Source organism: Flavobacterium anseongense, assembly GCF_021608185.1.
In the GTDB taxonomy this organism is placed as follows: Bacteria; Bacteroidota; Bacteroidia; order Flavobacteriales; family Flavobacteriaceae; genus Flavobacterium; species Flavobacterium anseongense.
The window spans coordinates 52,877-67,584 of sequence record NZ_JAKIHN010000008.1; the positions used below are offsets into that span (position 1 = coordinate 52,877).

At 38.1% G+C, this 14,708-nt stretch carries 3 protein-coding genes; 2 read left to right on the forward strand and 1 reads right to left on the reverse strand.

Features of this window, described 5'->3' with window-relative positions; genetic code table 11:
- Window positions 1-366: 366 nt before the first annotated feature.
- Window positions 367-12,951, forward strand: a complete 12,585-nt coding sequence (locus tag L1S35_RS11190; protein ID WP_236400695.1) for an NIDO-like domain-containing protein — start codon at window positions 367-369, stop codon at window positions 12,949-12,951.
- 69 nt (window positions 12,952-13,020) lie between these two features.
- Here L1S35_RS11190 and L1S35_RS11195 read toward each other — a convergent pair whose 3' ends face one another.
- The gene (locus L1S35_RS11195; protein ID WP_236400697.1) at window positions 13,021-13,404 is read right to left on the reverse strand and encodes an RNA-binding S4 domain-containing protein; all 384 of its coding nucleotides are present in this window, start codon (window positions 13,402-13,404) and stop codon (window positions 13,021-13,023) included.
- 79 nt (window positions 13,405-13,483) lie between these two features.
- Between L1S35_RS11195 and bamM the strand changes: the two genes are divergently transcribed.
- Window positions 13,484-14,674 carry a BamM family beta-barrel-assembly machinery protein gene (gene bamM / locus L1S35_RS11200; protein ID WP_236400699.1) on the forward strand — a complete coding sequence of 397 codons (1,191 nt, stop codon included), beginning with the start codon at window positions 13,484-13,486 and terminating at the stop codon, window positions 14,672-14,674.
- The last annotated feature ends 34 nt before the right edge of the window (window positions 14,675-14,708 follow it).

The following is a 14,708-nucleotide window of genomic DNA, read 5'->3' on the forward strand; positions in this document are numbered from 1 at the left end:
TTCTTTTTATTATTTCAATTTTCCTGATTTTTATAAAATTGAGAAAATCCGGAATAAGAAAAAAACTTAGTAAATGTTCTTGATTTTGGGAGATATTAAGCACTTTGTTGGGGGATATTTAACTTGCCTTGCAAAAGTTCTAAATATCAAAATTAAAGCGCCTAAAATGAAGTGTTTTGTTACTTGTTTTCAATTGATTAATGAAGTTTTTCTTCGTTTGTCATTTATAAAACTGTAAGAAAAAAGAAAAACGGACTAGTGTTTAACGATGATACATGTACTTCATCGAAAAATTGATTTTAAATTTTACATATAATTAACAATATATATACATTCACAAAACTTATTTAACCCAATTTTTATATTATGATGAACAACTACACTAAATTGAGTTTACGTTCAAAAACGCAACTCACAAAGGGTAATGAAGTTATAGAAGGATTTTCTTCTAATGCTTCTTTGAAAGGTAAAGGCCTTTCCTGGTTGGTAATGCTTGTCGTCCTGCTTTCTTTGGCTACTGGTCAGAAATCGTGGGGACAGAGTCTTGCTAATTATAGTTATTCTACCGATCTCTCAGGGACTTTAGACCCTATGACAGGTGCAACATCACTTGCAGGTACGGGAGGTATGACTACTGGTTACAACGATGATAATGCTTCAGCTGTAACGAATATTGGATTTACCTTTTTTTTCATGGGTACACCATATACTCAGTTTTCTGTTACAAGTAACGGTCAAATGAGGTTAGGTTCTACAGCAATTAGTGGTGGAGCGGTTACTTCAACTTCAGCAGGGGTTGCTTACTTTGCACCTATGGCTGGAGATAACTCTTCTGGTTTGGCCGGAGACTTAGATCCTGTAAGTTATGTTGTTACCGGAACACCTGGAAATAGAATTCTAAAGGTGCAATGGAAAAATTTCAAAATCCCTTTTTCTTCATCAGCTACACAAGTAGCTAATATGCAAGTTTGGCTTTATGAAACTACAGGTGTTATAGAATACATATATGGAGGGATGGTAACTAATGCATCTACTTCAAGGTCAACATTTATATCTTCAAGCAATACGGCTACAACTGCAGGTTACAATGTAGTTTCATCCGTAGCTGCTACTAATCCAACTTTTGTTTTGGCTGGTTCGCCAACAACAAATTCTTATGCTTTAGGAAATATTACTAATTTATACTCTGCTGCCGATGGTGTAAGAAGAGTGCTTCGATTTACTCCTAATTTCACCAGTGTTTCCGGTGATGTAACGGCTTTGACTTTTTCTGCCGTTACGACATCAACCACTACTGTAAATTTTGTTGACAGTGCTACAAATGAGGCTGGGTTTATAATAACCAGAGCCACAGATGCAGGATTTACTCAAAATGTGGTTACTACTTCTGTCGCTACAACAACTTCTGGAACAACTGGAACAGCTTATACTTCTGCTCAAACTGGTTTAACACCGGGTACTACTTATTTCTATAAGGTTCAAGCCATTGTTGAGGCTGGTATAAGTACTGGAGTTTCTAGTTCTCAAGCAACAACTGCTTCTGCAACCTATTACTGGGTAGGAACTTCAGGAAATCTATGGTCCACTGCTGCAAACTGGAATACACAAGCTGACGGTTCAGGTTCCACACGATCTACACCTCTGACCACTGATATATTAATTGTCGATGGTGCCGGTACTGTAGCAGGTGGTACTATGTCTATTCTAGTTGATGCTGCATCCTATACTATTGGACAATTAAAAATTACCAGTAACACCAACTTATCATTAATCGGTAATTCCGCTGTCAGAACATTGACAATATCAGGAAGCCCTGGTGATGATTTTGTATTAGAATCTGGAAGTACTTTGAATTTGAATGCTTCAGGAACTTCTCCAAATTTTGCAGTTGCCATTGCTTTTACCGGAATTGGAAATACGGGTTCTATTGCCGGTATTTTAAACTTAGGAGGTAGTACTTCAAATACTTTTTCAAGTGTCGGAGGTACAGGAACATTGGTTACAGTAACAGGAACTGTAAATAATACTATTGTTGGAACTGGAAATTATTTTGGTGGTTCGACAGCAACATTGTCTTTTGCCAATGGATCTACCTACAATATTACTGGAGCTACTACTGGTATCACAATACCATCAGCTACTTGGGGCACTACTTCGAATTTGTTAATATCGGGAATTACTTCTGCTACTTCAATGACGAATGCTTCTCAGTCTTATGGTAATGTAACCTATAACTGTAGTTCAGCATCTGGAACTATGAGTATGTTTACAACCTCTACAACTGGTGTTGTAAAAGGGAATTTGACTATTTCAGCTACAGGTACAGGTAGATTTAGAGCATTAACTTCAGGGACATTAACTGTTCAAGGAAATTTAACGCTTACTTCGGGTATTTTTGAAGTAGCTTCTTCAACAGGAACTTTAATAGTTAATGGAAATGTTACTATTAACGGCGGTACTTTTGACATTGCCCAAGGTGGAGCTTCTACCTTAAGAGTTTTAGGCAACTTTATTCAAAACGCTCCTAGTACTTTGCTACAAACTAATACAGGTGGCTTGTTAGATTTTTCCGGGACAAGTGCTCAAACGTTTACTTTAGTAACAGGTTCACACGGTACTAATGCTATTAACGCAAGAGTTAATAATGCAGCCGGAGTTAATCTTACTGCCGATTTTTCAGTTAGAAACTTAACAATTTCTAATGGAAATTTATCGGGAGCTGTTTTAACTTATGGGGCTAGTTCTGTTTTGACTTATAATAGTACCACAGCGGCACAAACAATAAGTCCAATAGAATTCCCAGCAGTTAATGGACCAGTTTCATTAACAATTAATAACACTGCTGCTTCTCCAAACAACACAGTTCAGCTTAATGCGCCAAGAACGCTGGGAACTTCTGGTATTTTGACTTTAACGAATGGAATATTGGTTAACTCCGGATCTGTATTAACGATTGCTAATCCAACGGAAAATGCTATTGTTGGGGGTTCAGCTACTTCTTACGTTAAAGGAGATTTATATAGAACTTTAGCATCAGGTCTAGCAACCGGGACAACTTATAATTTTCCAATAGGTTTTGGAAGCTATAATCCTTTTGCTTTGGTTAATCCAACGACAATTGCAGGAACTAATGTTACTGTTAGAGCTACTGTTTATGATAATAATACAGGTGGTGTAGGTACTGGATTAGTCAGTTCAATAAACACAAACAGAAGTTGGTTTGTTATTCTTAATGACCCTAATAGTAACCTTACGGGAACATTAGTAAGGTTGTCAGATACTCCAGGAGTTGCTAATGCTATAGGATTTAGTTCAGATGGTGGATTTACTTATGGATTATTTGGAGGCACAACCCCTACAGTAACGGGTACATCTATTACATCGGTATCGCCACCGGTAACAACAAATATAGGTGGTTTCTTTGCTATGGCTACAAAAGCTAGTCCACCAGCATTAACTAATTTGGCTATTAGCCCAACTGGAAATCAGTGTACAAATGTTGCTAGAATAGTAACGGTAACAGCCACTCCAGGTGCAGCACCTGTATCAGGAGTAAGCATTAACTATTCAGTAAATGGAGTAGCTCAAGCCCCAGTTGCAATGACTAATAGTAGTGGAAATGATTGGACAGGAGTTATTCCAACGGTTAGTCCTGTTAATGCAACAGTTGCGTGGTCAGTTACTGCTACTGATACAAATAATATTATCGCTAGTGCGACAGGAACATCTTATAAAGACGAACCATTGACTGGAATTACTGCTACTGCTAGTGCTTCTAATTCTCAGATTTGTGGTGCTGCTGGTACAACTGTATTGACTGCAACATTAAACAATACGCCAGCTGTTTTAGGAGCTGGAGCCTCTACTTCAAGTTCAGCTGGAGCTTCTATGTTCTCGGGTACTTGGGGAGGTCATAAAACACAATATATTATTAGAGCATCTGAGTTAACAGCTTTAGGACAAATTGCTGGAAATATCACTTCAGTTGCATTTGAAGCTACAACGGCTTTCAATGGTTACCAAGGATTTACTTTAAGTATTGGGAACACTACTGCAACTACTGCAGCTTTTCCTCTAATAACTACTGGATTAACTGAAGTGTATACTGGTGGAGGAACTAATGGTACTTATGCTACAACAGTTGGCATAAATACTTTAACTTTTAGCACTCCTTTTAATTGGGACGGAACATCAAATATAGTTTTATCCTTTTGTTGGTCTAAAAATCCAGTTGCTAGTTCAACAACTGGTACAACTGTAAAAGTTGATACAGTAGGTTTTACTTGTACTGCATCTGGACAAAAAGACAATACGCTTCCTGCTTCATTCTGTCCTTTATCGGTAGCAAGTGATTTTGGTACCACAACAACTGGAACTAGTCGCCCGAAGTTTATATTTGTTATAAACCCTGCTATTACATCAGTAAGTTGGGCAGGAAGTAATGGTTCTTCTTATTCTGGAAATAATATAACAATTAATCCAACGACTACTGCAACTTATACCGCAACGATTGCTAATTTAACAGGGTGTAATGCTCAGGCATCAACTTTACCGGTTGTTATTACTACCGTTCCTACACCGCCTAGCTCGCTTGGTTCAACTCAATGTGGTTCGGGTATTCCTACTGCCATTTTAACTTCAACTTCTGGATTGCCAACGCCAACATTTAAATGGTATGCTGACAACAGTACATCTACAGCTTTACAAAGCAGTACATCAACTACTTTTACATCTGTTGTGAATGGTACTACTACATTTTATGTGTCAGAAGCAAATGGAATTTGTGAAAGCGCAAGAACAGCTGTCACAGTTACTGTAGATGCACCACCTACACTTGTTGTTACTCCTACAGGAGATTCAACTTATTGTGGAACAGGAGGAAGTGGTGTTATAACAGCATCTTCAAACGATCCATTGATGACATATTCTTGGTCAAGTTTAAATCCACTTACCGGAACTATTGTTTCTGCTGTTGGCGGCATATTAAATTATTCAGTTACTGCTACTTCAATCTTTAGAGTTATAGGTACGCCAGTTACTAATGGTGCTTGTGCACCAATTACAGTAGATTACACAATTAGTGTATTTCCATTACCAACTACTACTTTAACCGCTCCTGATGGCATTTGTCCGGGTGGTACTGCAACTATTACATCGAATTTATCTTCAGGATCTTTCCAAAGTAGTTCTATTCCTTTTGCTGCATTAACACCACCACCTTCATCAGTAGTTTTGGCAACAGGTGGAGTGGCATTAGTACCTGCACAAACTACTACTTCTTTCCCTCCTTTAGATGATGGTGGATGGCCTGCAATTCCTTTTGGGTTTGATTTTAACTTTTTTGGGACTAATTATAGTACTATAAATATAGGAACCAACGCTACGCTTCAATTTGGAGCTTTTAACTCTGGTTCTACTGGTTTAGGAGATTTTAGTTTTTCAACTCTTCCAAGCACAACTGAACCACTTAACATGGTCGCTGTTTTAGCAATGGATAATGATATTGAAGATGGTGGAACAGTTAGATACTGGACAGAAGGAACTTCTCCAAACAGAAAATTCGTTGTGAGCTACGAAGCTGTAAGACAGTTTTCATCTCCTAATGTATCTACTGCTCAGGCTATTTTCTATGAAACTACTGGAGTTATTGAGGTTCATGTTACCTCTTCATCAAATCAAACTACTAATAAATTAGTAGGAGTTAATAATAGTACAGGAACCATAGGAACATTGGCATATCAATCGGGTACTGCTGCTACTGCAAATAATCCAATCATAAACCCTTTTGCGTATCGCTTTACACCACCTAATGATTATACTACGACTTGGACTTATAGAGATAGTACTACAGGTGGTAACTTTGTAGCATTTGCTCCTCCAAGAACAGGTACTAACTTGTTTACTCAAAATGTTAATCCAACTCAAACGACAGATTACAACTTGTCTTATACAAATACAACAACTGGTTGTACAAATCCATTAGGTTCTACTCAGATAACAATTAATGTACTTAGTACTACTGCACCTTCAACTGTAGCTGTTGCTAGTGTTCCAGCGGTTTGTTTAGGTTCTAGTGTTGATTTGAGTTTAACTGGTGCTGTAAACAGTATTGGTAGTACTACCGGATTAACATATCAATGGCAAGTGTCTACAGATGGTGGTGCAAACTATACTGATGTTGCTTCAGCAACTTCGGCAACACTTACTGTTTCACCAACAGTTCCCTCACTGTACTTATGTAACGTTACTTCTTGTTCAGGTACTGCTGTACCTTCAACTCCGGTAGCTGTAGGTGTTAACATTCCGGGTACTATAAGTGTATCTCCTAATGTTGCAATATGTACAGGTGGTTCTACAGTATTAACAGCATCTGCTTTAACAGGAACAATCAACAGTTATACATGGTCACCTGTAGATGGTTTGTCAGCTACATCAGGATCTAGTGTTACCGCTTCACCAACCTCAACAACTACCTATAGTGTTTTCGGGACTGATAGTAATAATTGTCAAACAGTTGCTGTTCCGGTTACTGTAACAGTTAATCCTTATCCTAGTGCAGTAGTAGTTACTCCATCAACTCCGGCATCTGGTTCATTACTTCAAAATGGATCTGTTTGCTACGGTTCAACAGTTAGATTAGAAGCTACTGGAGGTAATACTACCACAAATTATGTATGGACAACTGTACCTGCATCTTCATTGTATATAGATTCTGGTTTAAATACGCTTTATAATCCTGGTGATTTTGCAAGCGTTGTTTATGCAACATCAACTCTTTCTACAACTTACAGAGCTTCGGTAACTTCTTTAGGATGTACAACTCCGGGAGAAACTACCCTTGGAGTAACGCCTTTACCAACATTTACAGTAGCTCCAATTACTATTTGTAATGGTTCTTCGGGAATACTAAGTGCAGTAACTGCAGAAGACAATTCGTATAGTTGGACAGGAGGGTTATCGGGACAATCTGTTTCGGTTAATCCTACAGTTGATACCACTTATCAAGTTGTGGCTACAAGTAACACTACTACTCCTGCATGTTCTTCAGCTCCAGTTTCAGTACTTGTTACTGTAAATAACCAAGGAAGTATTACACAACAGCCTACGAATCAAATTACCGCTACTACTTTTGGCGCTACTTTCACAGTAGCAGGAACACTATTACCAGTTCCGGTTCCATATACATATCAATGGCAAATAAGAACTTCTACGACACCATCCGCACCTGATTTTGATCCTACGGGTACATGGAGTAATGTATTAAATTCTTCTAATTATAGTGGAGTTACTACAAATACGTTAACGGTTTCTAATGCAAGCTCTGCACTAAACAACACTGTTTATAGATGCATCTTAACACCGTTGTCACCTTGTGCTCCATTGGTTTCCAGTTCTGCAACATTAACTGTTTCACCTGTTGGTATTGAGACTAATCCTCAGGACTTGGTACTTTGTTTACCAGCTCCTACTAGTCCACTTCCACAATTTAATGTGGTTACTAATGGTACGGGAACAATATTGAGAGTGCAGTGGGAGGTAAGTACAAACAATTTTGCAACTACCACGGTTATTCCTTTATACTTAACCAATGGTAATCTTATATCTAGTGGATACACCGGTCCGAATACGACAGCTGTACCAGGCTTAACATTTGAGTTTCCATTAGTGGGAAGTGTGAGAGATTATAAAACCCTTATGATATCGGGTATAAATGCCAGTACAGCAAATAACTATAGATTTAGAGTTAGATTTGGTGTTAGTGCTGTTAATATTTTGCCTATAATTAGTCAATCGGCTTCATTAAATATAAACAGTCCGGTTGAGATTATAACTAACTTGTCAGCTGTTGCAATACCACCGGTTTGTCAAGTACCGGCTCCTGCATCACCAACAGTATTATCGATTACTACCTCTGGAGTTGTTCAAAGTATTGTTTGGAAATATGCTACAACGGCAGGTGCTTCAGATGCTAGTTACAGTCCTGTAACTAATGGTGTGCCAGCCGGAGCGACTTATTCAAGTTCAAATCCTTTAGCTGGACAATATCAATTGAGTGTTGCTACTACATCAGCTACACCTATAGGTAATTATTATTATAAAGCATTTATAACGTCAGTTAGTCCTTGTTCAGGAATTTCATCAAGTGAAGGTGTTATTTCTGTAATTAGACCAACAATTTCCGTTTCGCCTTCTGCAACAAGTTATTGTACACCTAGTGGTTCACCAGTAATCTTAACTGCAAGCGGAAGTGATATTGGAAGCTATTCATGGACAGCCCCAGGATTTACTACCACAACTGGTACGTCAATTACTGTTAGTCCTGCGGCTACGACGATTTACACTGTTTCAGGAACAGATTCTCATGGTTGTACAAATGTAGCAACTGCGACGGTTACTAAAGGAGATTCTATTGTTGCCATCGCTTCAACAAATAGTGGAATTGTTTGTCCATCAACACAGGTTACATTAGCAGGATCGGTTGATTTAGCTGTTCCAAATACTACTCTTCCAACACAATATACTTTTAGTGCAAGTAGTGGTACTTATACACCATTAACAGCAGCAGCTACTGTTTTAGCCACACAAACTGTGACTTCAGGTACTCCAGCTGGTGCTTTAGACGATGTAAATTATACTTTGGCTTTGCCATTTGGGTTTAAATTTGGAGGAACAACTTATAATTCAGGATCTAATTTATATGTAAATACTAATGGTTTTGTATCTTTTGGTGCAAATCCTCCTTCTACTGGTACTTATGGACCTATAGGAAGTACAAATGTATATGATGCGGCATTATCTGCATTTGGAAATGATTTAAATGGTGGATACGCAGCGACTGGAAGTGGTACAAATGGTTCTCCTGTTTTGACCATCACAACTGGAAATACATCAGGTTTTGTTGTTGGTGCTATAGTTTCAGGAACAGGTGTACCTACTGGTGCTACTGTAGTTTCTACTACACCTACAACTGTGACTTTATCAGCCAACTGTACTTCTACTGGGACAGGAAGAACTTATCAAGTAGCTTCCGGAAAAATAAGTTATGAAGTATTGGGTTCTAGTCCTAATAGAAAGTTGGTTATTCAATATACCAAAATGCGTCCTTACAATGTAACTCTAAGAACTTTAGATTTTCAGATTGTATTAAATGAGACTTCTAATAGTGTTGCTTTTGTTTATGGTAATGCAATTACATCAGGTACAACTACATCTACAGTTCAAGTTGGATTGCGTGGTGTTACTAATGCTAATTACGTGAATAGAACAAGTACAACATCATGGGCAGCAACTACAGCGGGTGTGTCTAATACCAGTAGCGTCACTTTTGGAGGTTCAATAGTGCCAGCTACAGGTCAAACCTTTTTGTACTCACCTTCAATACCAACCGCAACATATGTTTGGAGCAGTGCTGGTGGATTTAGCGCTAACACAGCCATTGTCAATGTTAATCCAACAGTTACTACAGAGTATACTTTAACGGCTACTTCAGCTTCTGGTTGCTCGGCTACTACAACAGTTCAAGTAAATGTGGATTCTACTCCACCAACTATTCTTACGGTACCGGCACCACAAACGATTTGTAATGGTGATAGTGTATCATTTAATGTAATTGCTACTAGTTCAACGCCTATAACTTACAGATGGCGTAAAGATGGTGTGCTTATTCCTTTAACAAATGCTAGTGCAGGAACTGATACTTTAACATTAACTAATACAACTCCATCAGATAGCGGAAGTTATACTGTAGATGTTATCGGTTGTACAACTGTATCAAGTACTTCCTATGCATTAACAGTTAACCCTGCACCAGCAGCTGTTACAGCATCAGGTGCAGGAACTTTCTGTAGTGTTACTTCGATAACTGCCAGTAATGGTGGTGATGGTACAATTTATTTCCAAGGAACAACTTCCGGAGGAACTTCTACTACAATTGCTAGTACTTCAGAGTCAATTACATCTTCTGGAACCTATTATTTCAGAGCCCAATCTGCTGCAGGATGTTGGGGACCAGAAGGAAGTGTTGCTGTGGTTATACAGCCACTTGCAGGAATTACTGTTACTCCTGCCAATTCATGCCAAAATGAAGCAGGTACTGCTTTAGCGGCTACAGCTGCAAACTGTATTGATTTTACGGGTGGTGCTGCTGCTCTTAATGGTACTTTCACAACAAGTGATCCGCAAGCACCTAGACCAATTACTGGTACTACATGTAGTTTTAGTACTACTTCAAGAGGTTATCAAGCTAAAACATTTACTGTGCAAGTAACAGGTACTTATACTTTTGCAATGTCAAGTACATTTGATACAATGGCTTATATAACAACTGGTGCGTTTACACCGGGTAGTTGTGCTACAGGTACTTTTATAGTAGCTGACGACGATGCTGGTCCTGACCTTAATCCACAACTTGTAGCTAATTTAACGGCTGGTGTAGTTTATACTTTATATTCAACAACTTTTAGTGAATTAACTAGTGATATTGCTTACACTTGGGCAGTAACCCCACCGGTTGGCGGAGGTGTGTCAGTTTTATCAACTGGTAATATTGTATGGTTTACCGCTGCTTCCGGTGGCACATCTATTGGAACAGGTTCGTCGTTTAATCCGGTTGGAGTATTAAACTCTGGTTTGGCAAATACAAGTACTCCTGGAACTACTACTTTTTATGCTGCTTGCTCAGGAAGCACAACTTGTAGAACTCCTGTTACGTATACTATTCACCCAACCCCAACTGTTGCGGCAATTGCAAACCAATTATATTATAACGGTCTTGCAACAGCGAGTATTCCTTTAAGTGGAACACCATCAGGTGTAACCTTTGATATTAGTGGTGGTGCAAGCGTTGGATTAATTAACCAAACAGTTTCTACAGAAATTCCATCATTTACTCCATTAACAGGAACTGCAACAGTAACTGTTACACCAAAAGCGAATGGATGTACAGGACCTTCTGTAACGTATAACATTACTGTTTTAGCAGTAACTGCTGATCAGGTTGCTAATCAAACGTATTGTCAAGGTATTACAACAAGTGAGATACCATTAACATACACTCCAATATCGCTTACTGGGGTAACGTTTGACTTACAGGTAGTTGGAGATAATATCGGATTGTCTAATGGAACAGGATTGACTGCAATCCCGGCATTTGTTACACAACCAGGTTCTGCTACTATTTATGTTACTCCGGTTTATGGTGGAGTTTCAGGTGGCGTTGTATCGGCAACGATTACTGTAAATCCATTACCAACTGCTACAATAGCAGGTACTACGCAAGTATGTCAAAATGATGCATCTCCTTCAATTACCTTTACAGGTGCTGTTGGATTGGCACCATATACTTTTACGTATAAATTAAATGGAGGTCTTAATCAGACAATAGTATCGTCAGGTTCAGGTGCAACAGCAACAATTGCTGTACCTACCGGTACAGCTGGAACATTCGAATATACTTTGGTGAGTGTTCAGGATTCTAGTTCAACTACTTGTTCTCAAGCACAAGGAGGAGTTGCTACTGTTATTGTTCATCCAACACCTACAGTAACTACAACATTAAACAATATGGCTTTATATAGCGGTTTTGCTACTGCTACTATACCATTGGCCGGAACGCCAAGTGGTGTAACCTTCAATATTACAGGAGGAGCTGCTGCAGGATTGGCTGATGTTTATGGAGTTTCTGCAATCCCATCATTTATCCCAACCACTGTACCAGCTACAGTAACAGTTACTCCGGTAGCTAACGGATGTATTGGTATTCCTAAATCGTTCCAAATTGCTTATATACCTGTTATTGCGAATATAACCGCAACTCAGTGTGGTACTGTTAATCATGGTTTGAATAATCAAATTCAGGCTGGAAACGTAAGTGTACCAGGATATACTACAACCGGTTACCGTTTTGAAGTTACTAATACGGCTACAGGTGAAGTTGCTTATGTTGACACTGTTCAATCTATGTTTAAATTGACCGATACGAGCATCTATTCTTATGGTACTACATTCACTATCAGAGTGGCAGTTATCTTGAATGGTAACGTTCAAGGATTCTTCGGAAATACTTGTTCACTTACAACTGCAAGTGTTCAAACTACTAAAGTTGTAACTGCTCAGTGTGGTGCTACGTTAGCAGCCTTAAACTCTAATATCAATGCGAATTCGGTAAGTTCTACTAACTTGTATCGTTTCAGAGTGGCTCTTGCAAGTGCGCCTACTACATATTACTTATTAGAGCGTTCAGTGCCTAACTTTAACTTGTCTATGGTTCCTGGTTTGCCATTACTTTATGAGACAGAGTACAAAGTTGATGTACAAATACGTGTGAAATTAGCAGGATTTGAAGCTTGGTCACAATATGGACAAGTTTGTTCTATATTTACACCAGCAGCACCAACAACATCGCTTACTTTAGCTGATTGTGAATTGGTAGCTACAAGTAGTTCTCAGGCAATCCATATAATTCCTTACCCAGGAGCTACTTCGTATAGAGTATTATTAACTGGATATGATATTTATGGAGATGTTAACTATTCACAATTCATTGATACGGCTTCAACTACTTTCACTTTAAGTCAGTTTACTGGATTAACTCCGGATACAACTTATAATGTAGAAGTATCTATTAATCTATTTGGAAACTATACTCCGTATGGAAAAACATGTAGTGTAACAACGCCTCTTGCATTAAAAACAGCATTGGCAGATACATTTAAAGCGGTTGCATATCCTAATCCATTTGCAAATAACTTCATGATTGATGTTAAATCGTCAAGTCAATCATCAGTAAACTTGAAAGTTTACGATATGATTGGTAGATTGGTTGAGCAACGTGATGTTAGAGTGTCTGATTTAGAAACTGCAACTATCGGAGAGCGTTACCCAAGCGGTGTTTACAACGTGGTTGTATCACAAGATGATAGCGTACAAACGGTAAGAGTAGTTAAAAGATAATTAACTAATTAATAAATGTAAAAGACCTTCGAGAAATCGAAGGTCTTTTTTTTTGTAAGTAAAAAACTTTTATAAGTCTGTTGAATCTGTTTCAAACTCGAGATCATCTAAATCTCTCCTGTCTTTTTTTGTTGGTCTTCCTGTTCCTGTTTTGCGATAATGTTCTTTGGAAAGTTTAAGTAATTCGAGATGAGCAAAAGTTTCTGGTGGCGTTTCATCTTTCCGATAGATATCAACCAGCTTAGCTCCAACACGATTTTGTGGAATGTCTAAAACACTTATTATATAGGTAATCTGGTCTTTTCTAAATGTAATTTTGTCCATAGGGAAAACCTCTTTTGACGGCTTTGCCACTTGACCATTAACTGTGATCTGATTTTTACGGCAAGCTTCTGTAACCATGTTTCTGGTTTTATAATAACGTACACACCATAAATATTTATCTACTCTCATTTTTTTTCCAAAATCAACGTTAAATTGTTCACAAAAATAAATCAATATTGTATCTTGCGGGCTTAAAATTCAAACAATAATGAATAATTTTTTCAAAATTATATTTCTTTTTACTTTAGGTTTAACTGTAGTGTCATGCTCTAAAAACGATAATAATTCAGCAGAACCTCTTCGCGATTTTACAGAGCAATATGAAAAAGATATAACCAGTATCGAAACCTTTATGCATACCCATTATATGGAAGTTGTTAATAATCCGGGAGCGACAAACGATCAGGATGTTACTTTTACATTAATTCCGGAAGGAGGGACACAAACCTCAATTTGGGATCAGACAACATATCCAATACTAACACGATACATAACTGTTAAACAAAACGATGACGATGTTACTTATAAAATTTATTATATCCAATTAAGACAAGGTTCCGGTCCAACCAGTAAATCACCTTGCAATGTAGATAGAGTATTAACCTCTTATAGAGGAGAATATATTTATAGTAATACTGTAACCGAAGGAACTCCACCAGTCACAACTACAACAATAAAATCTAGTGAGTTTGAAGAATCAATCAATCCACAAACCTATTTTAGTTTAACGGGTGTTATTAGAGGTTGGAGCGAAATTTTTCCATTGTTCAAAACCGGAAGCTATTTAGGAAATCCTGATGGAACAACATCTTATTTTGATTTTGGAGCCGGAGTTATGTTTATTCCTTCAGGATTAGGCTATTTTGGTACTTCAACAGGAGGAATTCCTGCCTATTCTCCACTTATATTTAGTTTCAAATTGTATGAAGTTCAAAGAATGGATCAGGATGCTGATGGGATTTATTCGTATCAGGAAGATTTAGCAACTTCAATTGTAAATAGTGATGGAACAGTTACAGTAATTAATGGAGTTCCTGATGGATATGTTTATAATATGGGAGAAGATGTAGTAAATCCGGATGATACAGATGGTGACTTTATTCCTGATTTTCTGGATACAGATGATGATGGTGATTTCTATACTACCATAAGCGAAATCAAGTATGTGAATCCAAGCGATCCTCAGCTAAGGGTTCGTTATTATCCTTATGAAGGGGCAGCTGTGGACGATCCTTCAACACCTTATGTAGATGAAAGGAAAGGGGTTCCAAGAAAGTTTACCGGGCCAAACAATGCTTTAGGATACCCAACTTCAGACAATCCTGCCGATTTTACTGACCCAACAAGAGTAAGAAGATATCTTGACGCTACAGCCAAGCCCAAGTTTTCTGACCAATAGAATACAAAAAATCCCGCTCAATTTGAACGGGATT

Excerpts from the sequence above, each read along its gene's own strand:
- L1S35_RS11190 (WP_236400695.1), top strand. The coding sequence starts at position 367 with ATGATGAACAACTACACTAAATTGAGTTTACGTTCAAAAACGCAACTC.
- bamM (WP_236400699.1), top strand. The coding sequence starts at position 13,484 with ATGAATAATTTTTTCAAAATTATATTTCTTTTTACTTTAGGTTTAACT.
- L1S35_RS11195 (WP_236400697.1), bottom strand. The coding sequence starts at position 13,404 with ATGAGAGTAGATAAATATTTATGGTGTGTACGTTATTATAAAACCAGA.